This is a genomic window from Pseudomonas sp. GM24 (assembly GCF_000282235.1).
GTDB lineage: Bacteria > Pseudomonadota > Gammaproteobacteria > Pseudomonadales > Pseudomonadaceae > Aquipseudomonas.
This window is the reverse complement of record NZ_AKJR01000182.1, coordinates 1-23,753: the sequence shown is the minus strand read 5'-3', so window position 1 is coordinate 23,753 and position 23,753 is coordinate 1. Positions and strand designations below refer to the sequence as shown.

18 protein-coding genes and 1 pseudogene are annotated in these 23,753 nt (G+C 60.2%); 13 read left to right on the top strand and 6 right to left on the bottom strand.

Features of this window, described 5'->3' with window-relative positions; all coding sequences use genetic code 11:
- Positions 1-13: 13 nt before the first annotated feature.
- The 11 genes from PMI23_RS19880 to PMI23_RS19830 all read left to right on the top strand — a co-directional run bounded on the left by PMI23_RS19880 (position 14) and on the right by PMI23_RS19830 (position 13,026).
- Entirely contained in the window at positions 14-1,606 is a 1,593-nt protein-coding gene (locus PMI23_RS19880; protein ID WP_007919472.1) for a GumC family protein, read from the top strand.
- The gene (locus PMI23_RS19875; RefSeq protein WP_007919470.1) at positions 1,603-2,691 is read left to right on the top strand and encodes a glycosyltransferase family 4 protein; all 1,089 of its coding nucleotides are present in this window, start codon (positions 1,603-1,605) and stop codon (positions 2,689-2,691) included. The genes PMI23_RS19880 and PMI23_RS19875 overlap by 4 nt, the downstream gene beginning before the upstream one ends.
- Positions 2,688-4,055, top strand: a complete 1,368-nt coding sequence (locus PMI23_RS19870) for an O-antigen ligase family protein (RefSeq protein ID WP_007919446.1) — start codon at positions 2,688-2,690, stop codon at positions 4,053-4,055. Before PMI23_RS19875 ends, PMI23_RS19870 begins: the two co-directional genes overlap by 4 nt.
- The gene (locus PMI23_RS19865; protein ID WP_007919439.1) at positions 4,052-5,020 is read left to right on the top strand and encodes a glycosyltransferase; all 969 of its coding nucleotides are present in this window, start codon (positions 4,052-4,054) and stop codon (positions 5,018-5,020) included. Before PMI23_RS19870 ends, PMI23_RS19865 begins: the two co-directional genes overlap by 4 nt.
- Entirely contained in the window at positions 5,013-6,149 is a 1,137-nt protein-coding gene (locus tag PMI23_RS19860) for a glycosyltransferase (RefSeq protein WP_007919437.1), read from the top strand. Before PMI23_RS19865 ends, PMI23_RS19860 begins: the two co-directional genes overlap by 8 nt.
- Positions 6,150-6,162: 13 nt before the next feature.
- The gene (locus tag PMI23_RS19855) at positions 6,163-7,164 is read left to right on the top strand and encodes a polysaccharide deacetylase family protein (RefSeq protein ID WP_007919436.1); all 1,002 of its coding nucleotides are present in this window, start codon (positions 6,163-6,165) and stop codon (positions 7,162-7,164) included.
- Positions 7,161-8,468 carry an oligosaccharide flippase family protein gene (locus PMI23_RS19850; protein WP_007919435.1) on the top strand — a complete coding sequence of 436 codons (1,308 nt, stop codon included), beginning with the start codon at positions 7,161-7,163 and terminating at the stop codon, positions 8,466-8,468. The genes PMI23_RS19855 and PMI23_RS19850 overlap by 4 nt, the downstream gene beginning before the upstream one ends.
- Complete coding sequence (locus PMI23_RS19845; RefSeq protein WP_007919434.1) at positions 8,465-10,384, top strand: hypothetical protein; 1,920 nt, start codon at positions 8,465-8,467, stop codon at positions 10,382-10,384. Before PMI23_RS19850 ends, PMI23_RS19845 begins: the two co-directional genes overlap by 4 nt.
- A gap of 68 nt (positions 10,385-10,452) precedes the next feature.
- Positions 10,453-11,142, top strand: a complete 690-nt coding sequence (locus tag PMI23_RS19840; RefSeq protein ID WP_007919433.1) for a hypothetical protein — start codon at positions 10,453-10,455, stop codon at positions 11,140-11,142.
- 4 nt (positions 11,143-11,146) lie between these two features.
- On the top strand, positions 11,147-12,337 hold the full coding sequence (locus PMI23_RS19835) for a GNAT family N-acetyltransferase (RefSeq protein ID WP_007919432.1): 1,191 nt from the start codon (positions 11,147-11,149) through the stop codon (positions 12,335-12,337).
- On the top strand, positions 12,334-13,026 hold the full coding sequence (locus PMI23_RS19830; protein ID WP_007919427.1) for a hypothetical protein: 693 nt from the start codon (positions 12,334-12,336) through the stop codon (positions 13,024-13,026). The genes PMI23_RS19835 and PMI23_RS19830 overlap by 4 nt, the downstream gene beginning before the upstream one ends.
- A gap of 125 nt (positions 13,027-13,151) precedes the next feature.
- Here PMI23_RS19830 and PMI23_RS19825 read toward each other — a convergent pair whose 3' ends face one another.
- Positions 13,152-13,949 (bottom strand): class I SAM-dependent methyltransferase, encoded by a 798-nt coding sequence (locus tag PMI23_RS19825; RefSeq protein WP_007919425.1) that lies wholly within the window; start codon positions 13,947-13,949, stop codon positions 13,152-13,154.
- A 249-nt stretch (positions 13,950-14,198) separates the two neighbouring features.
- Here PMI23_RS19825 and PMI23_RS19820 point away from each other — a divergent pair.
- Positions 14,199-14,336, top strand: a pseudogene (locus PMI23_RS19820) (helix-turn-helix domain-containing transcriptional regulator); the annotation flags it as partial.
- 98 nt (positions 14,337-14,434) lie between these two features.
- The gene (locus tag PMI23_RS19815) at positions 14,435-14,782 is read left to right on the top strand and encodes a hypothetical protein (protein ID WP_007919421.1); all 348 of its coding nucleotides are present in this window, start codon (positions 14,435-14,437) and stop codon (positions 14,780-14,782) included.
- 146 nt (positions 14,783-14,928) lie between these two features.
- On the opposite strand, the gene PMI23_RS19810 is transcribed toward PMI23_RS19815, so the two are convergent.
- The 5 genes from PMI23_RS19810 to PMI23_RS19790 all read right to left on the bottom strand — a co-directional run bounded on the left by PMI23_RS19810 (position 14,929) and on the right by PMI23_RS19790 (position 23,568).
- Positions 14,929-16,377: a sigma-54-dependent transcriptional regulator gene (locus PMI23_RS19810; protein ID WP_007919420.1), complete on the bottom strand. Its 1,449-nt coding sequence runs from the start codon at positions 16,375-16,377 to the stop codon at positions 14,929-14,931.
- A complete protein-coding gene (locus PMI23_RS19805) occupies positions 16,346-17,836 on the bottom strand; it encodes a sensor histidine kinase (protein WP_007919419.1) in 1,491 nt (496 codons plus the stop codon). The genes PMI23_RS19810 and PMI23_RS19805 overlap by 32 nt, the downstream gene beginning before the upstream one ends.
- A gap of 94 nt (positions 17,837-17,930) precedes the next feature.
- Positions 17,931-19,034, bottom strand: a complete 1,104-nt coding sequence (locus tag PMI23_RS19800) for an SCO family protein (RefSeq protein WP_007919418.1) — start codon at positions 19,032-19,034, stop codon at positions 17,931-17,933.
- Complete coding sequence (locus PMI23_RS19795; RefSeq protein ID WP_007950081.1) at positions 19,031-21,838, bottom strand: multicopper oxidase domain-containing protein; 2,808 nt, start codon at positions 21,836-21,838, stop codon at positions 19,031-19,033. Before PMI23_RS19795 ends, PMI23_RS19800 begins: the two co-directional genes overlap by 4 nt.
- A 281-nt stretch (positions 21,839-22,119) precedes the next feature.
- Positions 22,120-23,568 (bottom strand): sensor histidine kinase, encoded by a 1,449-nt coding sequence (locus tag PMI23_RS19790; RefSeq protein ID WP_007919415.1) that lies wholly within the window; start codon positions 23,566-23,568, stop codon positions 22,120-22,122.
- Positions 23,569-23,753: the final 185 nt, after the last annotated feature.

Below are 23,753 nucleotides of genomic sequence, written 5' to 3'. Positions count from 1 at the left end.
TCAGGTGAACGACATGAACCCAAAAGAAAATTACCTGCACGAGTTCTTCAGGATTTTCTTCGCCAACAAGCAACTGGTGAAGCGCATCTTCCTGATCTTTGCAGTGATCGCGCTGTTGCTGCCGCTGTTGCTCAAACAGAGCTTCGATATCACCGCACAGGTGATCGTGCAGTCGAAAAAACTGTCTCAGGGCGATGCGACCACCTCGCTGACCCAGGACAACGCCACCTTCATTCCGCCATCGCTGGCGGATATGGAAACCGAAAGCAATATCCTCCGTTCGCCGGCGCTGATCCGTCAGACCATCAGCGAACTGCGCGATCAGGGTCAGTACAACCCGCCGCCGGGGATGCTCAGCAAGCTGCTCGGCGAACCGTTCAAGAATTACGTCAGCACGCCGCTGCGCGAATACGTGATCAATCCGCTGCGTGATGCACTGGGCATGGAAACCGATCCGGTGCGCGACACGGCACTGGATGGCTTGACCCAGGAAGCCATCGACAATCTGAAGATCGAAACCCTGCCGGGTTCCAATGTGATCTCAATCGTCTACAGCTTCCCTGATCCTGCCCAGGGCACAACGTTCGTTGCCACGTTGCTGCGCAACTATCTGGTCGATCGTCAGGCGCTGCAATCGATCGAGCTGCCGCACTCGTTCTACGAGACCAAGAAGCATCAATATCAGGTGCGGCTCGACGGTCTGGAAGGCGCACGGCTGAGCCTGCTGGAAAGTGTCGGTTCGTCCGATCCGAAAGAGGAAATCACCTTTCGCCTCAACGCGATCAACACTGAAGAGCAGGCACTCAACCTGTATCGCGATCGCTTGCTGCAAAGCCAGCGCTGGCTCGATTACCTGAAAACCAGCCTGGCCGCCGCCAACACCAACAAGCTCAACGACTACACCTTCCCGTTCACCTTCACCACTACGGTGGACAACATCGCGTTCGAAGACCGTGAGATCCGGCAGATGGGCGAGGCACTGACCACTCAGGTCAGCCGCTATATGAACGACCTCGCGGTATTTCAACCCAGTAGCGAACCGATGTTGCTGACCCGCGAGCAAATTGCCCGCACCCGCCAGCAGTTCCTCAAAGTGGTCAACAACCGCATCCAGGAACGCACGATCGACCTGTCGGTGGTTAGCCAGGTCATCGAGCAGAAAACTGCGCGCATTGCCGAATTCAAGAATCGCATCCATCAATTGCAGCAAACCCAAAGCAAGCTGCGCCAGATGGACACCGAGATCGGCGCATTGCACGCAGCGTTTTCAACCTATGCGCAACGCTTTGCCGAAAGCAGCACGACCCGCGCGCTGGACAACGACTTGTCCAACGCCCGTGTCTTGAGTCCGCCGTATGAACCGACCGAGGCGGCGTTTCCCAAGCCGATGCTGATCATTCCGTTTGGTTTGCTCACCGGTCTGCTGCTGGCCATTGCCTTCGTCTATGTGCGTGAGTTCTTCGATCACCGCTTCAAACATCCGGCGCAAATCAGTCATGAACTGGGCCTGCCGGTGCTGTTGGTAATCAATGAAGAAACGTCGCAGCCTGGCAATCCGCACAAGAACTGGACCATGCCCAGCCTGGTTCACTGGGTGCGCAATTGAACGCGGCGTCCACCCCGTGCGTCGCCCTGCCGATCATTCATTTGCTCAGCAGCGGCGGCTTCTACGGAGCCGAGCGGATGTTGCTGGATCATTGCCTGGCGACGCCGGGGCAGCATCAGGTGCTGTTCCTCGACGCGCCAGCCGAGCTGATCGAGCGCTTTCGTCAGGCCGGGGTGGACGCCCGCGGCTGTGCCGGGCTCGGCGGACTACTGCGGCACTTGCATCAGCGCCGTAGTGACAAGCCGTTGCTCAACACGCACAACTTCAAAGGACAACTGTTTGGCTGGGTCGGCGCAACGCTATTGCGCCTGCCGCTGGTCATCACCCAGCACGGTTTCACCCCGCGCAGTCGCAAGCAGAAGTTCTACACCTGGCTAAGCCTGCAATTGTGCCGCACGGCCTCGGTGAAGCGAGTGGTCTGCGTAGCGCAAAGCATCGCTGCGCTGCACCGTCAGGCTGGCGTTCGTGCGGAGAAGTTGCAGGTGATTGCCAACGGTTTGCCAGCGGCGCCAACGCCGCCGCCGCTGGAACGACAACGCTGGCTGGTCGGTTACGTCGGTCGGTTGAGCAGCGAGAAAGGCCCGGATCTGTTTCTCGATGCGCTGATTGCGTTGTGTCACCAGCATCCGCAACTGGACGCGGTGATGCTCGGTGACGGTCCGGAACGTGAAGCCTTGCAGGCGCGTATCGACGCTGCCGGTTTACCACAGCGGATTCGCTTGCCGGGCTATCAGACGGCGATGCAAGGCTGGTGGCAGCAACTCGATGCGCTGGTGATCAGCTCGCGCACCGAGGGTACACCGATGATTCTGCTTGAAGCGATGCAGTCCGGTGTGCCCGTGGTGGCGTTCGCGGTCGGTGGCATTCCCGATGTCTTGCAGGACCGCCACAACGGCCTGCTCGCCGCACCGACCGATACCGCCGCCCTCGCCCGTCAGCTCGACACGTTGCTGGCCGAACCGAAGCTGGCCGCGCAACTGCGCGACAACGCCAGACGCACACAACAGGAACGCTACGACCTCAAGGCTTTGGCTGAACGCTGGTCGCAGCTGTACATCCACACGGCAGGGGAGGCACGCGCATGATTTTCCCGCTCTCGATCGTCAGCCTGCTGGCACTGGTCTGCATGGCTTTGCTGGTCAGTCCTTATCCGTATCTGGCGCCGGGGGCAGTGCTAGGGCTGCTGGGTTTCACGGTGCTGTACCGCAAACCGTCGTGGGGCCTGCTGGGTATTGCCGCGCTGGTGCCGTTTGAAGGGTTCTTTAAGGACAGCGCGTTATCGGGAAGCAAATTCATCGGTGCTTCGCTGGCACTGATCCTGGCGTTGCAACTGGCATTGCATCAGATTCCATCGCAGCGCCTGCGCAGCAATCTGTGGCGCTACCTGATCGGTTTCATGGCGCTGTACCTGCTGAGCCTGCTCGCAACCGACAACATGGGCATGTCACAGAGTCATCTGCGTGAACTGAGCGTGGGCTTGATTCTGTTCGTGATCACTTTGTTGATCGGCCGCGAGCTGAACCTCGATCTGTTCGCCCGGCTGGTCACGCTCAGCGTTAGCGCGACCTGCGCGATGGCGATGTTTTCCAGCAGATTCCAGGACAAGGGCCGCGCCGCCGGCCTGCTCGAAGACCCGAATGCCTTTGCTCTGCTGATCGCCTTCGCCGTGCCGCTGGGCCTGCTGCTGGTGATTCGCAGCCCGAACCTGCTGCAACGATTGTTCTGGGCCGGCTGCTGCCTGTTGCTGCTGGGCGGCATGACCAAAACCGAGTCGCGCTCAGGCCTGGTGGTACTGGCCTTGAGTCTGGCGATCGGGGTCTGGCATTACCGCCAGCACCTCAACCGTATCCGTCCGCGGCACTTCGGATTCGCCATGCTCGGCGCCGCCATCGTGCTGCCATTGGCGATTTATGCGATGCCTGCCGGTTATCTGGCGCGCATCCAGTCGCTGAGCATCTTGAGCGCCGGGGCCAAGGCTCAGGATGAATCCCTCGGCCGTCGCGCCTCGTACATTGTCGTCGGCAGCCAGATCATCCGCGAGCATCCGCTGCTCGGCTCGGGCCCCGGGACCTTCCCGTTGCACTATGCGACCACCGGTTATGCCAAGGCATTCTCGGCCAACCGCAAGATCGGCGACCTGTATCGCCGGGCGCATAACACTTATCTGGAGATCTTCAGCGAATTGGGGATTCCCGCCGGCCTGCTGTTTGTCGGCTTGCTCGTGCAGGGTTTCTACAACCTGATCCGCGCACGACGCGAATGGCTGCAACGGCGCGAATGGCAGCACGCGGACCTGATGACCCATCTGGGAATGAGCTTTCTGTCGTTGACGTTGTTTCTGATGTTTCTCAGCGCGCCGAACCTGAAATACCTGTGGATCATGCTTGCACTGACCTGGGTGCTGCGCCTGAAAGCCGAGCAAGCACCGCTGACGGAGGCCAGAGCATGAGCCGGATCAGCATCGTCATTCCGATGTACAACGAGGCACGGCACATCGGCCGCACCCTCCTGGCCGCTCGCAAAGCTGCGAACGCCGCCGACATCGACTGTGAACTGATCGTCGTCGACAACGGTTCCACTGATGACGGGCCACAGATCGCCCGCGCATTCGGTGCACAGGTGCTGGTGCTGCCCGGCCTGCTGATCGGCGCCTTGCGCAATCGTGGCGCAACGGTTGCCAGCGGTGAATGGCTGGCGTTCATTGATGCCGATATCGAAATGCCCGAAGACTGGCTGAGCGAACTGTTCGCTCTCGAAGCGCAGAATCAGGGCGACATTTTTGGCCTGGATCTGCACACCCCCGCCGCCGCGCCGTGGTACGCGACCGCCTGGCAACGGCGCATGTTGCGTCCATCAGCGCACGCCAGTCGCACCGTGGACTGGCTGCCCAGCGCCAACCTGTTGATGCGCAAACGCTGGTTTGACGTCGTCGGCGGATTCAACGAAACCCTGCGCACCGGCGAAGACAAGGAATACACCTTGCGTCTGAGCACACAGGGCGCTCGGCTGCTGTCGACCAGTAACAGCATCGCCCTGCATTGGGGCTACGAAATGAACTGGCGCGAGTGGATGGGCAAGGAGCTGTGGCGCCAGGGCAGCCATCTGCAGTTGCTGCGCACCCATGGCATGAGCCTGCGCCTGCTGCGTTTTCCGCTGCTGTCGTTGCTGGTCTGGATGACGGATTTTCTACTGATCGTTGCCTTGCTCGCCGGCCTCGCGCAGCTCGCGGTGATCCTGCTGGTGCTGACCCTGCTGCCGAGTCTGGCGCTCAGCGTGCGGCAGAGTATCAAGCACCACAATGCTCGCCTCACCTTGCAGCTGTGGGGTCTGCACTGGTTACGCCTGCACCTGCCCAGCGCGGCACTTGTTCTCAGTCTGTGTCATTGGAACGCCAGGAGGCCCGCCCGTGGCTGAATTCATTTTTTGCCTGTGCCTTGTGCTGCCGGCGTACGCCTACATCGGCTATCCGCTGCTGCTGACCTTGCTGGCGCCGCTGTTCCCGGCCTGGCGGCACGCGCCGGCACCGCCGCTGAACGTCAGCATCGTCATCGCCGCGCACAACGAGGCGCGACACATCGAGCACAAGTTGCGCACCCTGCTGGCCCAGGATTATCAGCCCGCAGCGCTGCAGATCATTCTCGCCAGCGACGGCTCGAGCGATGACACCGTGGCCTGCGCGCACAAAGTGATCGATCCGCGCATCACCGTCCTCGACCTGCCGCGCCAGGGCAAAGCCGCCACACTGAATGCCGGCGTCGCTGTGAGCAGCGGCGACATTCTGGTGTTCACCGACGCCGACAACCAATGGTCGCGCGACACCCTCGGCCATTTGCTCGCGCCGTTGAGCGATCCGCAGGTCGGTGCCTGCGCCGGGCACATGGTGATCCCGGTCACCGGTGGTGGCCTGAGTATTGGTGACAGCCTCTATCGGCATTACGAAGGCTGGTTGCGCCGGGTCGAGAATCGCACCGGCTGCATGGTCTCCGCCGACGGCGCCCTGCTCGCCTTGCGCCGCGAGCTGTTCCAGAACGTACCGGCCGAGGTCAACGACGACTTCTTCATCAGTACCTGCGCGCCGGTCGCGCACAAACGCATCGTTTACGTACCCCAGGCGCAAGTGATCGACCAGGGCGTTGATGAAGCGGGCAAGCAATGGCGCCGCCGCCAGCGGGTCACGGTTGGTGGCCTGCAAAGTCTGGCGCAACGCAGCGCACTGCTGAACCCGTTCAAGTACGGCCTTTATTCCATTGCCTTGATCAGCCACAAACTGATCCGCCGTCTCGCGCCGATTCTCTTGCTGCCGCTGCTGCTGAGCAATTTCTGGCTGTGGAACGAGCACGGTTTCTATCGCCTGAGCCTGATTGCGCAATTGCTCGGCTACGCGGTTGCCATCGCCGGCCTGCTGGATTCGCAACACCGTTTACCCAAACCGTTCCGCCTCGCAGCATTCCTGCTGGTGACGCTGGCCGGCATGAGCGTCGGTCTGTGGCAGTTCCTGCGCGGGCAACGCTACGCACAGTGGAATCCTGACCAGAATCGTTGAGAGGACTCATGCCATGGCGATCAAACAACTGCTGAAACGCACCAGCGGCTGGCTTTATCTCAACTCGTCAGTGGGGCGCAACCAGTTGCACGGTGCCGGGGTCATTCTGATGCTGCATCGGGTGCTGGCCAACGACCGTGCCGCCAACCTGCCGCACCGTAATGAACTGTGCGTCGGGCCCAAGGCCTTCGAGCATTTACTGCTGTGGCTGCGTCGGCATTTCGATTGCGTGCCGCTGATGGAAATCCTCCAGCCCAATTCGCTGCGCAGCGAGCGCCCACGGGTGGCGCTGACCTTTGATGACGGCTGGCGCGACAACGCCGTCAACGCCTTCCCGCTGCTACAGAAACATCAGGTACCGGCGAGCATTTTCCTCTCCACCGATTTCATCGGCAGCCGTCAGCGTTTCTGGTGGGAAAGCCTTGGCGAAACCCTGTGGGGCAGCCACGGTGAAAAAGCGCGGATGCACTTGATCGAGTGCCTGCAGTTCATGCATCACCCATTGCCGGTACTGCTCGATGACATCGATGTCGACCGCCGCAGCCTGGCGCTGCTGCATTTCCTCCAAGGGTTGAAGACGCTTGACCCGCAGGAACTGGAAAAACTCACCGATGAGTGCCCAGCCGAATCACAGCCGCAAGCGCTGGACTGGCATCAAGTGCGCGCGCTGGAGGCTTCCGGTCTGGTGCGCTTTGGCCCGCACGGTGCCAGCCACGCCATCCTCACCGGCCTTGATGATCAGCGCCTGAACGAAGAAATCAGCCGCAGCCGCGATGCCTTGTACAACAGCTGCAACCGCCCACTGCCGGTGTATTGCTACCCCAACGGCGACAACGATGAACGCGTGCGCGAGCAGATCGCCAATCACGACTACCCGTTCGCCCTCGGCACCGGCACCGGCATTTATCGCGGCGAAGGCGACCCGCTGAACCTGCCGCGCTTCGGCGTCAGTCAGCGCATCGCCTGCAATCCGGCGTTGTTGTCGTGGCGCATTTATCGCGGGGCAAGGTCATGAGTCGCGGTAGCTACCTCAAGCATCTGGCCCTGAGCATGGGCACCAAACTGGCAATGATTGCCTTGCGCCTGCTGCGCAATGTGTTGCTGGCGCGGATTCTCGGCCCGAGTGAACGCGGTTTGTTCGCCCTGCTCAGCACCCTGCCGGATCTGATCAGCGCGGCGACCAGCGGCGGCTTGAATTCGGCAGTCGGTTATCAAGCGGCCAATCAGCGGCCAATGGGCTTGTTGCTCGCTCAGGTGTTGGTGTTCGGCTGTGTTCTGGCCGGGCTGCTGACCTTGCTGGTGGTCGCGCTGGCCCGTGAGTTCGGCAGCGAACTCGATGTGACGATGCAGCTCGGTCTGCTGGCGTGGCTGTTGCTGCTGGCGGTGCCGTTGACCGTCCTTAAAAGCGGTTTGCTGACCTTGCACAACGCGTCGGGCGGCGTGGTCGCCTTCAATGTTCTGCGTCTGATCGAATCCCTCGCGCCGCTGCTGTTGTTTGTTGCGCTGTTCTGGATGTGGAAAGAGGCCGCACTCGAAGCCGCGCTGATCAGTTGGCTGGCCGGCATCAGTCTGGTGGTGCTGGTCGGCTGGATGTGGCTCAAACGCGCACAACCGCTGCAACTGCAATGGGATCGTGCGAGCCAGAACGAGCTGCTGCGATTCAGTGCGCGCAGCCATCCGGATCTGCTGTTCCAACAGATCATTCTGCGCTCCGACTACTTGTTTATCGGCGCCCTGCTGGGCAGTACCGCGCTCGGCCACTACGCCATGGCCAGCGCCGCCGCCGAATTGTTGCTGATCGTTCCGGAGGCGGTCACCACACCGCTGATGAAGCGACTGCTGCAACAGGACAAAGGCATGGACAAGGTCACGCCGCTGGCCCTGCGCCTGACCGCCACGGTGATGCTCGGCGCCTGCCTGACGATGGCAGTGATCGGCGAATGGTTGATCGTCACGCTGTTCGGTGCGGCGTATCAACCGGCGTATCCAGCGCTGCTCGCGTTGCTGCCCGGCCTGCTGGGCCTGTGCTATGCGAGCATTCTGCGGCTGGATCTGATTGGCAAGGATCGCCCCGGCACGGTGTCGTTGCTGATGGGCATCGGCGCTCTGCTCAACCTGGCGCTGAATCTGCTGTTGATTCCTGCCTTCGGCATTGTCGGTGCAGCGGCGGCTTCATCAATCGCCTATCTGGCGGTGACGGTGGCGATGCTGGTGCTTTATTGCCGCTTGAGCAACGTGCCGTTCTGGCAAACCTTGATCATCCTGCCCAGCGACATCACCCCGATGTGGTTGATGCTGCAACGTCGGAAGACAGCATGAAACGCCTGGCCCTGCTGTTAGGACTCGGCCTGACGCTGAACGGTTTCGCGGCGCCGATGCAGTGGGGTGACCTGCGCGACGGCAGTCTGTACCTGCAAGCGGATCGCCCGGACACCGTAACAGTGCGATGGGTGCCGGCATGGCAGGCAGAGGCTAACGAAGAGCATCTTTACCTGCTCGACGGTCAGGGCAAGCTGCAGGGCGAACGGCTGATCAAAGCCAGCGAAACTCGCGGTTCGCAGAGCTGGCCGTTGCTGCCCGGCGCTGCCAGTTATCGCCTGGAGATTCCCGGCTACAGCTTCCGCAGTTATCGCGTCGAGCATGACGATAAAACAGTGGCGCTGTTCAGCCCGGCCAAAGTGCATTTCAGTGTCGAAACCGGCAATGGCGATGAGCTGTTTTTCCAAGTGGCACCGGGAGAACACGCGGTGCTGAACGGCAAATACCATGGCGGAGTCAACGCGCTGCAAGCCCAGCGCATAGACGATGGACAACAACTGTCGTTGGCCCTCAAGCCCTACCGCGCCTATTGGCAATTCGATCAAGTGGCCTTGCCGGTCAGCGACCGGCCCCAGGTCTGGCGCTTGCGCCTGCAGGGCAGCGGCAAAGCGGCATTCTGGCTCGACGGCACGGCCAATCTGTTTGCGCAAAATCCGCAGCAGCTCCAACCCTTGCGTGAAGAGTCGGGCCAGGTACGCCTGACCCTGCACGATAAGGTGCTCGGCCGCACCCCCGATCTGGGCATTGCCCTGCCCAATCTCATGCCGCCCGCGGCCAGTCATGCCGCACTGGATGCCTTGAAACCGAGTGCGGCGAGTTATTACAGCTACGTTGACGTCACTTCGAAAAATACCCGTTTCGCAGACCCGGTTCGTCAGCTCTATCAGACTCGCTTCGGCATCCGCCAGGACATCACCCTGCTCGCTGGCACCGGGCGTCAGGCCAATCTGCGCGCCGATGTGCAAAGCAACAACGGCCTTGAGGCATGGCTCGCCGGCACTCGTGCCCTGGAGGGTCAAGGCACGCATTACATCGGCTTCGCCGACGAGCCGAACCTGAACTATTCGAGCTACGAAGATTATCGGGCGATTTTTGTCAGCATGGCCCGCCAGGTGCGCAGCGATCCGGCCAATGCCAGGGCCGGCGTGCGCATCGCAATGCCCGCCAGTTCACGTTTTGTCAACGGGCCGTTCGCCCGCAACGCAGCAGACAAGCGCGGCATCGATTGGGCGCGGCGTCTACTCAGTGAATCCGCCGATCAGGTCGATGCATTGGCCTGGCATGAATGGATGATTCGCGACTTGCTGGCGACCCGGGTCTACCGCGAGAGCGTACGCCGCGCAGCAGACCTGGTGGGGCTGGACGCTAAAGGTCAGCCACGCAAAGCGTTGCTGCTGGATCAGACCAATCTGTCCAGTGGCTCAGCCCTGAGCCCCTACGATCAGGAAACCCATTACACCGCGCTGTGGTGGGCCTCGGTGGTCATCAACGCCTCTCAGGATGGCCTGCTGAGCATGCTCAACTGGTTTCAGGCCGCCGACGAACCGCCCTACGGCAAAGGCATGGTGCGCATACATGACGATGGTCGCTTCGAGCTGAAACCGGTGGGCCTTGCCCAGCAATTCATCGCCCGGCATTGGCTGCCGCAAGTGCTGCAACTGGATAACGACGCTTTTGAGGTGGATGTCCTGGCGATGGCCGGCGACGAGCAGCGCGCACTGCTCGGGGTGAACAAAGGCACGCGCCTGCAACGCGTTGATCTGAGCGGCGCCCGGTGCCCGCTGAAGCAAAGCGCCCTGCGTTTCTTCGGCGCTGACAATCGCAGCCACGACGCACCGTTTGTCTGTGAAAACGGGCGCGTGCGTTTTGAATTGCCGGGGCAAACCCTGTTTGCCCTGAACTGGAGCGCTTCATGAACTGCCCTTCGATGTTCTGCCCCGCGAGCCTCTTGCTGTGCGTGGGATCCTCAACAGGAGAAGAGACCATGGATGTTTTGCGAAGACTCAGCGGACATATCCGTCGTAAAGGCCTGCGAGCGACCTTGGCGAAGATCCGCAGAATGTACATTTTTGCCCATCAGGAACTGCTGTGGATGGAGCGCGATCTGGTCAGCCCAGTGCCGCCACACAACCTCAAACCCTACCCGCCACTGCGCATGCTGAAGATCACCGAAAGCAACGCCAGCGCCTTTACCCGCTACTTCGGCAACCGCGTCGGTGTCATGGCCGAGCTGGCCAGTGACGGTCACACCGGGCATATGCATATCGACGACAACGGCGATGCCGTGGCGTTTATCTGGGGCACGCCACGCGACTATTTCGATCGGCATTACTACCGTTGCCGGTTCCCGGTTAAGCCCGGCGAGTTTTTCGAGTTCGGCGGCGAACTGACCCGTGCCTACTGGGGCACCGAATTGTCGGTAGATCTGCAACTGCGCCTGTGGGAAGCCATGGCCGTGAAAGGCTGCCGCAAAGTGGTCGATGTCTGTGACTCGAGCAACATCCCGGCGCTCAAGCTGCACCTGCGCATGGGCTATACCGAACAACAGCGGATCATGAATATCTACACGCTGTTCGGCCGCTGGCGCTTCTATCGCGAAACCCGCTATAGAGGCTCGCGTCTGGCGGCGCTGGGTAAAACTTCCCGTCCACCTGTCACAGCAACGGCGGCCTGAACCCATGGTGATGCGATTCGAATGGCGCACATCGCTGTGCGCTGCCGACTTCCCGGCAACAGCCTACGAGGCACTGCGCCTGCGCGTGGCTGACCACACACCGTTCAACAACCTTGGCTGGTTGTGCGCGGCAGAGCAGGCCATGGGCGAGGATCAGCGCCTGCACATTCTGCTCGGCTGGGAAGCAGAGCAATTGCTGCTGTGCCTGCCACTGGTGCCCAGCCGCGAACGCTTCACTGGCGTACCGTTTCGCGTTTTGCATCACTTGGGTTATCCAATGGCCGATCGCCTGGCCCTGCTGTCGTTGCTCGGCAGCGAAGACATGCACAAGGCGCTGGTGCTGATCCGCAAGCATCTGCCCCACGCGCTGCTGCAACTCAACGAACTGTCGGAACCTGCCGGTGAAGAAAGTGCGCTCACCGAATGGATGGCGCGCAGTTCCACAGCTGAACGACGCCTGAGTTGCCGGGTGCCGGTGCATCTGATCAGCGACGCCGATCATCAGGAGATCTCCGGTGACCCGCGCTACAAGCTGCGTCGGGCGCGCAAACGGATTGCCGCATGCGGTGCGCAAGTGCGGCGAATCACCCCCGATGCGCTGTCGATGCCTACGATTTTAGAAGCGCTGCAGGAAGTCGAGGCGGTCAGTTGGAAAGGTGACGAGGGCGTCGGCATTTTCGCCACCGAACGCAGTCGCCAGTGGATGCAAAGCGCTTTCACCGCCCTCGCCGACCAAGGCCTGGTGCGGGTCGTGACGCTGGAGCTGGACGGCCGCTGCATCAGCTATCGCCTCGGCCTGCTCGAACAGGGCCGGCTCTACGATTACAACCTGGCATTTTTACCGCAGTACGCCGACCTCGGCAGCGGCCGAGTGTTGCTGGAGGAATGGATTCGTTGGGGGCTGGATGAGCACTGGCGCTGGATCGATGCGTCGCGGGTCAGCCTGGAAAACTCCAGCCATCAACTGCACGAACGCATGACCGGGCAACTGGAGCACTGGCGCTGGAGTTTCTACTCGTGGCGCCCCAGCGGCTTGCTGCTGGGCCTGGGGCTACGCCTTTGGCACCACGTCAAACCGGCCCTGCAAAAATGGCGCGCACAGCGTGCCGGCAACTCGACGGCGGCAAACACATCCGAAACTCAACCGGCAACACCATCCAACACACCTGGGCTAGCGCCTCGGAGGGCATCATGAGCGTCATCGAAAATCTGCTTCTGCGCATCAAACAAAAAGGCCTGCGCCGCACCCTTGGCGCGCTGTGGAAACGTTACGTGTTCGCTCATCGTGAACTGCTGTGGATGGAGCGCGACCTGGTCACGCCGATTGCCCCGAACAAACTGCGCCCCTGCGAAGGTTTGCGCAGAGTCGACATCACCGAGGACAACGCCAAGGCATTCGGCAAGTACTTTGGTGACCGCGTGGAGACCATGGCCGAATTGGCCGCTGAAGGACATACCGGGCATATGTACCTGGACCAGGACGGTCACACCGTCGGGTTCGTCTGGGCCAGCACTCAAGACTATTACGACCGCCACTTCTACCGCTGCACGTTCCCGGTCAAGCCCGGTGAATACTTTCAGTTCGGTGCCGAAATTACCCGGCACTATTTCGGCAGTAGCTTGACCGTCGATGCACAGACCGCACTTTGGCAAGTCATGTCTGCCCGAGGCTTCAAAAAAGTCGTGGATATCTGCGACAACGCCAATGTACAGGCGCTGAAGATGCATATTCGCCTGGGCTATCAGGAACAAGGGCATATCACCCATGTTTACGACCTGTTCGGGCACTGGCGTTTCTTCCGCGAATCGAACTACAGCAACTCGAGACTGGAGGCGCTGCGCAAGCCGGAAAGACCGGTAGTGACGGCGGCGGCGCAGGCTTGATTCAGTCTGGATATTTGTGGCGGCTTTGATGCCGCCATCGCGAGCAGGCTCACTCCTACAGGGGTATGCATTTCAAATGTAGGAGTGAGCCTGCTCGCGATGAGGCCGGTTGCCGCACCGATCAATCACGCCTTGGTGGCGACGAGGGTAAAGCACATCGGCATCTGCGCCTCTTGATTCAAATACCGGTCATAAACCTCTTCCCGGTTCGAATGCGCATACTCCTTGAAGTGCGCAATATTCAGCCCCGCCGCAATGGCAGCGCTGAAGATGGCGCCAAGGTTATGCACAAACCAATACGACTTCGCCGACTGCTGCTCAACCTTGCCGCCATAGACAATTGGCTCTTCCTGGACAAACGGCTCGGCGCGAAAGTACGAACTGGCGAGGCGATACGGATCTTCCGCCTCCGGATCGACCATTTCCAGAAACGGATGGGTTTCATAGATCACCAGTTGGCCACCCGGTTTCAGCGTTGAAGCGACATGGCGGAAGAACTCGCCGATGTCCGGCATCCAGTTCAAAACACCAATGGTGATCAGCGCCACATCGAAGCGGTTCTGCAACGACGCTGGCAAATGATGGATATCGCTTTCGATGAACTCGGCGTTGTGCGGTGAACGCTTGTTCAGCTCGCGGGCCTGTTCAAGAAACGCCGCCGATTGATCGACACCGACCACGCTTCTGGCACCCAGCGCAAACAGCGAGAGACTCTCACGGCCATTGTTGCAGCCCAGTTGAATCACATCTTTGCCATCGACCTCCAGCAACCCGCTCAACGTCTCATCAAGGCAAGAGAAATCCGCCTGCGCAACCTCGCCGAGCAAAGCCTGCCAGCCAGGCGAATCCTGGTGATGGCGAGCGGAATCGTTCCACGCCTGTCGATTGCTCTCGATGGCGGTTTTATTGTTGGGCACTTCCATAGCGCACTCCGGACGATGCTGGTGATTGAGCGGATCCGAGTCTAGATCAGCCCGGCAATTGCGGTTGTTGCAAACTTGTAAGCCAATTCCTGCGGCAGCTCCTACATATCAGGGTGTTCTGGCCTACAAATGTCGGCGAATTATCAAAACAGATAAAGGACACGGCTGACTATTCAACTCTGCTCACGTGGATACCCTCACAAAGCGCAGTCATCCGACGCGCACAAAAATGGCTAAGGAGGCTTAACCATGAGCCAGACTTTGACGAATTTCGACGTGATAGCACTGCTGGACAGTGACGAAGCCATCAGCGAATACCTGTCCCAGGTTCTTGCAGATGGGGATAACGAAGAGTTTCTTCGCGCAATCGGCTATGTGCTCAAGGCCTGCGCACAACCGGAGCACGTGATCAATCACCCGGTTGTTTGAATGTCGGGCAGCTATAGTTAATAGCCTTGGGGAATACCGCACTCGCAGGTGCCGCCATGCTAATGCTCGATCGGCTGTTGTTGACCGGCTGTCTGCTCGCTGCCACTCAGGCGCAAGCGCTGGACAGCAATTTCAATTATTACGGGCCCAACCAGCCCTTCGCCCACCCTGCTCCGTATTCGCTGGGTTCCACGCCGCCCAAGCCTTACGACGATACGGCGCCGCAGGATTTTGTGGTACTTCCGGGTGACCATGAATTCTACGATTCACAACTGCCGACGGTGGCGGATGCGACGGTGCGGGTGTTTATCCGCACCTACGATGCCGAGCGTGGGATTTATGTGAATGACGAGGTGCTGGATCCGAGTTGTGTGCTGGAGTGTTTGAGTCGGCAGCAGCATTGATCCGGGTTGCCCACAACATCTGCTGCACCCTCGATCCCCTGTAGGAGTGAGCCTGCTCGCGATTACGGTGTGTCAGTCGACCTGTTTGTTGGCTGACTCACCACTATCGCGAGCAGGCTCACTCCTACAGGGGATTTGCGGTGGGGTTACCACTGGCGTTTGTCAGGGCGGGCGAGGCCGAGTTTTTCGATGCGGTAGCGCAGCATGTCGCGGCTCAGGCCCAGCAGGCGCGCGGACTTGGTGACGTTCCAGTCGGTCTTGTCGAGCATCTTGCGCACCATGTCGCGTTCGACTTCCGGCAGGTTCATCGACTCCATATTGCTCGCCGGACGCGGTTCATAGTGCGGCGCAGCCTCGTAATGTTGATGCTGATGCTGATGCTGCGGCGGCAGCTCGTCGCACAGACTCATGCACACATTCAGTTGATGCGCGGCGATCGTGTCGCTTGGCGCCAGCAGCACGGTCTGTTCGAGCATATTGCGCAACTCGCGCACATTGCCCGGCCAGGTGTAACTGAGCAGCAACTCCTCCGCCTGCTGACTGAAATGCAGATTCGGTTTGCCGTATCGTTTGCCATGACTGGCAAGGAAGTGTCGGGCCAGCAGCAGAATATCGTCGCCCCGCGCGTACAGGCGCGGCACCTTGATCGAAATGATCCGCAAGCGGAAAAACAGATCGCGGCGGAATTTGCCCTGCTGCACCATTTGCTCCAGGTTGCAGTTGGTCGCGCTGATCACCCGCAGGTTGACCTTGCGCTCCTTCACCGAGCCAACCCGGCGAATGGTGCGGTCCTCCAGCAACTTCAGAATCTTTGCCTGCAACAGCAGATCCATCTCGCCAATCTCATCGAGAAACAGCGTGCCGCCATCCGCCGCCTCCACCAGTCCGACCCGGCGATCCTTGGCATCGGTGAACGCACCCTTCTCATGCCCGAACAGCTCCGACTCGACCAGATTCGACGGGATCGACGCACAGTTGAATTCAATGAACGGACCTTTGCTGCGCGGGCCGTCGAAGTGCAACGCCCGGGCCACCAACTCTTTGCCGGTGCCGGTCTCGCCTTCCACCAAAACCGGGGGCAGATCGGTGTTGGCCATGCGTCGCTCGGCATCGAGCAACTGGCCGATAGTGTTCTTCAAATACTGCATCGGCGCCGAGTCGCCGATCAGCGCCTGCACCCCAGATTTCTGCGCTTCACGTTCCTGATAGAACGACAGCGTGCGCTCCATCCTTTCGGTGGCCAGGGCCTTGTCGAGCAGCAGTTTGAGCTCCGTCAGCGCGACCGGTTTGGTGACGTAATGAAAGGCGCCCTCCTTCATCGCCACCACGGCATCTTCAACGTTGCCGTAACCGGTCATCATGATCACTTTCAGATCCGGCGCGCTGATGCGCAGCTTCTGGATCAGGTCGTGACCACTCATGCCCGGCAGCGAGTTGTCGGTCAGCACGATGTCGGGCATGAAGGTTTCCAGTTGCCCTAACGCGTCTTCGGCCGAATGGCAGACTGTCACCTCGAAGTCTTTGCGCTCCAGGTAGGTCTGAATATTTTCGGCCAACAGTTCGTCATCCTCGACCAGCAGAATGCTGTGTTCCATATTCCCCTCCCGATGCCACTTTGAAGTTGAGACTGACGCGGGTTCCCTCCTGCTCTTTGCTGGTCAAAACGACCGAGCCCTGAAAACGCTCCATGATTCTTTTGACCAACGCCAGGCCAACCCCGAGGCCGCCCTGCTTGGTGGTAAAAAACGGTTTGAACACCAACAGTTGCTGCTGCGCGCTCATGCCCTTGCCGGTGTCGCTCACGGTCAGACGCACGCTGTCGGGCTGCGGCGATTCGAACTCGACGCTGAGCACACCGCCCTTGGGCATGGCTTCGAGGGCGTTGGCAAACAGGCTATTGAGTATTTGCGTCAGCAGCACCTTTTGACTGACGACCGGCGCGCAATTCTGCGGTGTGAAGCGCACTTCGACGTTGCAGCGTTTGATCAATGCTTCGAAGGCGCCAACGGTGTCTTCGACCGCCATGACCAGATCCACCGCCTCGCCGTCGTCATTCATCGGCCGCAGCGACACCAGCAACTCGCGCACCCAGCGTGACATGCGATCAACCTGGCTGATGATGTCACCAATGTTGCGTTGCGCACCGGGACTGGCGACTTCCTGGGCCAGTTCGGCGCTGGAGCGAATGGTCGCCAATGGATTGCGCAGGCTGTGCGCCACCGCCGAGGACATCTCGCCGAGGGCAACAAAGGTTTCGTTGCTGATCAACTGTTGCTGCTGGCTCTGCAGCAGTTTCGCCGCGCGGCGGACGATCCAGAACAACGCCAGAAATATCGCCGCGCCTCCAAAACAGGTCGCCGCCCAGATCGAGGCGAAACCTCGGTCGATGCGATCAACCAGATCCGCCGGCTCCTTGTAGACCTCAACCATGGCGACGACTTTGCTTTTGTCGGCGTTGAACATCGGGATGTAGTTCTCGATGAACAGGTATTTCGGTTCGCGCAACATTTGCTGCTCGGGTTTCTCATCGTCGATCTTGTGGTAGCTGGAAGACACCGGCACTTTCATCTCGAATGATTCGTCGAGCTCATCGTCATCCTTGATGTGCACACCGATAAGCTCAGCGTTGGTCGACCAGATCACCGTGCGATCCAGCGCATAAACGGTCGCGAGCAAAATATCCGGCAAGTGTTCGACGTGATCGAGAAACTCGGTGCGTGCCGAAGCCTGTAACGCCGGGTCAACATCGGGGTACTGGTTGTCTTGGCGCGGGTCGAGCATTTCGCCCATCGTCCGGTTCGGATTGATTTTGGCGTGACGCATTTCCGCCGCGCCAATGGCCTCAACGAATTGCGCGGTCAGCAGCGCATCGCGCTCGACACTTTCGGTGACCACGAAGCGTGTGGAGATATAACCCAGCCCCAACGCCACGGCGGCGATGATGAAAAAACTCGCGAGCGAGAACCAGCGCAGCAAATTGAACTGCTCGCGCCAGCCCTTGCATGCGACCGATGCGTTCGGTGCAGAGGTTTTTTGTGCTTCCAGTCGCTGCATGGGAGTGGCCCTGGAGTTTTATATCGCGCTGCTTACAGCCATCAGTGTAGGTGGCTCTGACCGCGACACACGGTTCAATGATGCTATTTCGCCGCTACCGCATCTGACTCACCGTCGCGGCTGGATCGCCCGGTTTTACTGGCGTCAAAGCACCGTCGGTCATGGCCGCAGTGGACGGTTGCTGACGCTCTGTTTCATCGCTGAGAAAGTCGATGATCGACTGCGCGGATTGCTCATCGAGGCGCAGATTGGGCATCGGGATTCGCTCGAATTGTTCGTAGAGTTGCAGGGCAATCGGGTCTTTTTCCGCGAGCAAGCGATCCGGTTCGCGGATCCAGCGATTCAACCACTCGGGATCGCGGTGGCGGGTTACGCCGATCAGGTCAGGGCCGATGCTGCGCATGCCAAGGCCCTGGCCATCCTGCGGGCCGAGGCTGTGACACGAGGCGCAACGGGTGCGGAACAATTCTTCGCCATTGCTCGGCGGGCGAATGTCCGGAGCGTTGGCGTAACTTTCCTCGATGCTCGGCTGTTTCCAGTTCTGCAGGGTGTTGGCCAGTTGATCGGCGAGGATCCACGGGTTTTCGAACGGTGAGGCTTTCATCCAGCGCCCGGTACTCTGGTTGCCGACGATCAGGCTGAGGTTGTGATCCTTGCTGCGGCCATTGTCGACGCCTTCGATAAACAGCCCGAGCTTCTTGCGCAGGTCGGTGACCTCTTCGAATTCGCCCGTCAAAAACCTCCAGCCGGGGCCGACCTTGAAACGCTGCGCATAGGCCTTGAGCACTTCGGGCGTGTCGCTGATCGGGTCGATGCTGATCGAGTAAAAGAAAATGTCTTGCCCTACCCGATCCCCCAGCAGTTTCTGCACCTGGCGCAAGCGCGCGGTTTCCAGTGGGCAGGAATCGCTGCACGAAGTGAAGATGAAGTTGATCACCACCACTTTGTCTTTGATCAGGTCATCGAAGAAATGCACCTGCTGACCGTCCTGATCGGTCAGCAAGGTGTTGGGGAAGTAGTTGCCACCCCACGGGGTGGCGGATTCACTGGCCGCTGACGGCTCGCTGACACTGGCCTGATGTGCCGGCAGCACGCGGCTGCCGAGCACACAGGCGACCAGTAGCAACACCAGATGCATGCCCAGCGCCCGGGAGCGCGGGGTATGCACAGGTTGGCTATCAACGTGGCGGCGGTTCATGGCTTGACCACCACTTGTGGGCCCATACCGTCGCCGCTGCGGAAAGTTGGCAGCGCGGCAGAGTTGACGTAGCGCACACCGTCCCAGCTTGGCAGTGGGGTTGGCATCAACTGCAGTTGCCCGGGTTTCTCAAGGTCCCAACGCAGCAGCATCGAGTTATCCTCATGCTGAGTGTTGTGGCAGTGCTCCATGTAGGTCCCGGCGAACTCGCGGAAGTTGATCGCCATTTCCACACTGTCCAGACCATCGGCTTCGGAGCCGATGCGATAGACGTCTTTGCGTGCCCATTTTTCCCACTCTGGCGGGGCCTTGCCGCCGCGACTGAGGATGATCCCCTCCTCGAAGTGCACATGCACCGGATGGCTCCAGCCCTTGCCGCCGGCCTTGATGTTCCACACTTCGAGGGTGCCGAACCCGGTAACACCGGCATCGGTCGGGCCGCTCGACAATTGCGTCGAAGCATTCAGGCGACGCGGGTCCATGTGGAAGCCGAAACCGCCATCGGTCTTGACCGTCCACGGCGCCTCATCGGTGCCGTCGGAGCGGCCGAAGGTGAAAGTGCGGTGGCGGGCCTTGGCCAGCACGACTTTATCGGCGGCGTTGTCGCGATGGAGTTTCAGCGGGATCATCACCAGCCCTTCAGCCTTGCCCGGTTTGGCCGGCTCGTACGCCGCTGGGTTCATCGCCAGATCCTGACCGGTGTAGGCCTTGACGTTGAGCTGCAAGACCTTGCCCACCGCCGGATCTCCCCGGTCCCACTGCGGGCCATTGCTGGTCTGCTTGATCACTGGCAGGTATTTCTCCGAAAGTACGTCAGCCAGCGGAATCATTTCTTTCGGGCCTTTGCCGTCGTCCTGCGCCTGCAGGTTGAGGAAGAACAGCTTGTCACCGGGCTTGATACCGTTTTTCGAGAAATTGACGATGATGTCGAAGCGCTCGGCGATGCCTTGCGTCGGCAGGATCGCGTTGTGGTTCTGTTTATCGCCATCGGCGTCGAGGTCCATCGAACCGTCGAACGGCACGCTGTGTTCCATGATGTTGCCGTCGTTGGCGATCATGTGGAACGGCACGCGGCTGTACGTCACACCCGAGTTTTTCGGCCCCTGAAACTCGCCGCCACTGCCTTTGATTTCCCGCACCAAGGCCAGTTTGAAGTAGCGCGACACCGAGCCGTTGAGAATGCGGAAGCGATAACTGCGCGCACGCACGTCAAGGGTCGGTTTCCACTGCCAGTTGACCAGCACCTGATCGCCGATGAAGCCATCGGTGTTGAAGGGGTTGAACCACAATTGGCCTTGTTGATCCCAGGCCTTGTCGGCGAGCACCAGATTGACGTCATAGTCGCGGTTGCCCCACGGCAAAGCGCTGCCGCTGGGCAGACGCAGGTTGACGCCGTCGTTCACCGACTCGTTACCGCGATCCAACGCGCTGTAGTAGTTCATCATCGCCGCGTTGCCCTTGTAGACGTTCTGCGCGGTGAAATCGAGCATGTGGTCGTGGAACCAGTGGGTGCTCATGGTCTCGCGCCAGTCGCCGCGGATCTTGATGGTGCCGTTGTCGCAGGTCTTCTTCGCCGGTGCGAGGTCGTTGACCCACAGGGTTTCGCCCGGTGCGCAGGGGAACGCCGCGCGCGGGTCTTCGGCCTTGGTGTTGATGCTGTCGTAACCGGCGAGCTGGATCGGCCAGCGATAGTCGTAAAACTGCCCCGGGAAGAAGAACGCGTTGGCATAGCCGTCGCTTTCCGCTGGCGCGTGGCCGTTGTGCTCGTGGGTGCTGATGGTGTGCAGGCCAAAACCACGGTTGGCCGACGGATCGATCGGCAAGCCGTTGTAGTGGCGCATCATCACCGGTTGGCCGTAGCGCACCATCAACAGTTTCGGCGGCAACGTGCCGTCGAAGGTCCACACCGAGTTGTGGTTTTGCGCCGGCATCGCCGGGTGGAAACGCGGGTCGACGCCCTTCGAGGTGCCGTCGGTCAGCGGTACACCGGCGACGTTGTGGTACAGACCGCCGGGGCCGAATTCGCCCACCGCGTAATGGTGCATTTGCACGCTGTCACGCAGGCCACCGTTGAGGCGCGCGCCGGTCTGTACGGTTTTGTAAGCGACTTGCGGGTAGAACTCGTTCCAGCGCTGGTGCGCCCAGCCTTTTCCGGGTGGCCGACCTTCGGCGGACGAGCCGATGTGCCGGTTGAGGAACACTTCGATCTGCGCCTGCCACGGGTTACGGTCGACGACATTGGCGAACTGGCTGGGGAATGGCGTCAGCCCCGGTTGACGCAGGAACGCGTCGAGGGCGCTGCCGGGTGGCGCGCTGCGGGCGACGTTGTTCGGGTCCTGAGCCGGTGCCGGGCCGATCGCGGCCGGCGGAAATGGCAACGGCGCGGCCGGGGTGGTCGGGTCGAGCTTTTCCGGGCCAAACTCTTCGAACAGGGTCAACTGCTGGGTGAACGGTTGCGCGCCATAGAGCGGGCTCGGCTTGCCGTTGGTGGGGTAGTTGAAACTGGTCTGCACCGTCGGCGGCAGAATGTTTTCCGTGCGGGTCGAGTCGCGGCTGCCTTTGACGCCGTCGGGCAAGTCGAAGGAATCTTCGTTGGCCTCGGGCAGGGTCAGGATGTTATTGAGCGCGCCGGCGCGGTCGGTCGGTTCGTCGTAGTACGCCGAGGGATCGGAGACTTCTGGCTGTCGCTCGTCATCAATGGGACTGGCGCGAACGCCGGCCATGCTGCCGAGGGTCAACATCAGAAAGACGCTCAGAGGCGTCAGCAGGAAAGTGTTGCTTGGGTCACGCGTTGCTCTGTCCATCACCAGCCGCCTCATCAAGGAAGGGGTGATGGTGTTTTGCAACTACTGCGCCAAGAAATTATTTCTAGTTGTAACAGGGACTTGGAAAGTCTGTGGGTTCCCCCACTCCCCGGTGACCGGGGCTTGACACCCAGTGATGGGGGAAGTTCATAAATTTTTTGAGGTAATGCAAACCTCATGTAGGAGCTGCCGAAGGCTGCGATCTTTGAGATTGATCGTTCCCACGCTCTGCGTGGGAACGATCAGTCAATAGATCGCAGGCTTCGGCAGGAATGGACGAATCAGGGGACCAGTTGAAAGGCCAGACGAACGGTGGTGCCCTCACCTTCGCGGCTGTCGAGGGTCACGCCACCGCCGAAGCGCTCCATGATGCGCTTGACCAGGACCAGACCGACTCCAAGGCCGCCAGACTTGGTGGTGAAAAACGGCCGGAACGCCATGGTCCGTTGCTCTTCGTTCATGCCTTTACCCGTGTCGCTGAGCACCACGCACACGCCACGGTCTTCGCTCGGTTCCAGGCTGACGGTCAGCGTGCCGCCCTTGTCCATCGCCTCCAGTGCATTGGCCAGCAGGCTGTTGAGGATCTGTGTCAGTTGCACCGGTTGGCTGAGCACCATGGGCGTGTGCTGCGGATGAAACACCACCTGCACGCCGGCTCTGGTGATCTGCTGCTCAAACGCGACAAGACTTTCGTGCAGCGCTGCCACCAGATTCACCGGTTCCGGATCATCGTTGAGCGGACGCAGCGATTGCAGCAGTTCGCGTACCCATTTCGACATGCGATCGACCTGGCCGATGATGTCGTTGATGTTCTTCTGCGCCGGGCCGGCGTCGAACTCCAGCGCCAGTTCAGCGCTGGAACGAATCGTCGCCAACGGATTGCGCAAACTGTGCGCCACGGCGGACGACATCTCGCCCAAGGCGACAAAGGTTTCATTGGCGATAAGTTGTTTCTGCTGGGCGGCGAGCAGAATCGCCGCGCGCCGTACGATCCAGTACAGGCCCAGATAAATCAGCCCGCCACCCAGTGCAGTCGCCAGCCAGATCAGAACCAATCCGCGCTCCATGCGTGCGATCAGATCCTTGGGCTCCTTGTAGATTTCGACCATTGCAGTGACGTTCTTGCCCTCGGCGTCAAACAGCGGAATGTAGTTTTCGATGAAGATGTAGTCCGGTGGCGTGATGAATTTCTGTTCTTCGCGGGCCTTGTCGACGTCGTGGTAGCTGGCGGATACCGGAATCTTTTCGTTAAAGGCGCGATCGAGGTCTTCATCGGCATGAATGTTGGTACCGATCAGCGCGGGATTGGTTGACCAGATCACCTGGCGGTCCGGCGCGTAGATGTTGGCGAGAATCACGTCTGGCAGGTGTTCGATGTGGTCGAGAAACTCGCCCCTTGCATCGGCCCGGGCTTGCGGACTGACGTCGGGAAAATTCGTGTCCTGACGTGGGTCGAGCAATTCACCCATCGTGCGGATATTGGGAATGGAAACGTGACGTACCTCGGCCGAAGCGATGGCCTGTATGAACTGGGCGGTGAGCAAGGCATCGCGCTGCACGCTTTCATCAATGACAAAACGCGTCGACACCGCGCCAAGCGCGATGGCCACGGTACCGATCACCGCCATGCTGATCAGCGAAAACCAGCGCAGCAGGTTGAACGACTGCTTGCGCGAGCCCAAGCGCAGATTGCCCTCCTCGACCGGAAGCGATTTCGACTGCATGTTCATGGCGGCGACTTCCCGATACATCCCTATAGGGTTATAGCCCACGGGTGGGGGTTTGCCCGGTTGCGGGGATATCAACCCGATCTACACCTCCCAAACCCACCTCAGATCTGTGTAGGAGCTGTCGAGTGCAACGAGGCTGCGATCTTTTGATCCTGCTTTTGTGAATCAAGATCAAAAGATCGCAG

Coding starts and splice junctions, on each gene's coding strand:
- PMI23_RS19790 (WP_007919415.1), bottom strand. CDS start 23,568: ATGAACATGCAGTCGAAATCGCTTCCGGTCGAGGAGGGCAATCTGCGC.
- PMI23_RS19855 (WP_007919436.1), top strand. CDS start 6,163: ATGGCGATCAAACAACTGCTGAAACGCACCAGCGGCTGGCTTTATCTC.
- PMI23_RS19870 (WP_007919446.1), top strand. CDS start 2,688: ATGATTTTCCCGCTCTCGATCGTCAGCCTGCTGGCACTGGTCTGCATG.
- PMI23_RS19810 (WP_007919420.1), bottom strand. CDS start 16,377: ATGGAACACAGCATTCTGCTGGTCGAGGATGACGAACTGTTGGCCGAA.
- PMI23_RS19835 (WP_007919432.1), top strand. CDS start 11,147: ATGGTGATGCGATTCGAATGGCGCACATCGCTGTGCGCTGCCGACTTC.
- PMI23_RS19795 (WP_007950081.1), bottom strand. CDS start 21,838: ATGGACAGAGCAACGCGTGACCCAAGCAACACTTTCCTGCTGACGCCT.
- PMI23_RS19850 (WP_007919435.1), top strand. CDS start 7,161: ATGAGTCGCGGTAGCTACCTCAAGCATCTGGCCCTGAGCATGGGCACC.
- PMI23_RS19830 (WP_007919427.1), top strand. CDS start 12,334: ATGAGCGTCATCGAAAATCTGCTTCTGCGCATCAAACAAAAAGGCCTG.
- PMI23_RS19815 (WP_007919421.1), top strand. CDS start 14,435: ATGCTAATGCTCGATCGGCTGTTGTTGACCGGCTGTCTGCTCGCTGCC.
- PMI23_RS19880 (WP_007919472.1), top strand. CDS start 14: ATGAACCCAAAAGAAAATTACCTGCACGAGTTCTTCAGGATTTTCTTC.
- PMI23_RS19845 (WP_007919434.1), top strand. CDS start 8,465: ATGAAACGCCTGGCCCTGCTGTTAGGACTCGGCCTGACGCTGAACGGT.
- PMI23_RS19825 (WP_007919425.1), bottom strand. CDS start 13,949: ATGGAAGTGCCCAACAATAAAACCGCCATCGAGAGCAATCGACAGGCG.
- PMI23_RS19800 (WP_007919418.1), bottom strand. CDS start 19,034: ATGAACCGCCGCCACGTTGATAGCCAACCTGTGCATACCCCGCGCTCC.
- PMI23_RS19865 (WP_007919439.1), top strand. CDS start 4,052: ATGAGCCGGATCAGCATCGTCATTCCGATGTACAACGAGGCACGGCAC.
- PMI23_RS19840 (WP_007919433.1), top strand. CDS start 10,453: ATGGATGTTTTGCGAAGACTCAGCGGACATATCCGTCGTAAAGGCCTG.
- PMI23_RS19805 (WP_007919419.1), bottom strand. CDS start 17,836: ATGCAGCGACTGGAAGCACAAAAAACCTCTGCACCGAACGCATCGGTC.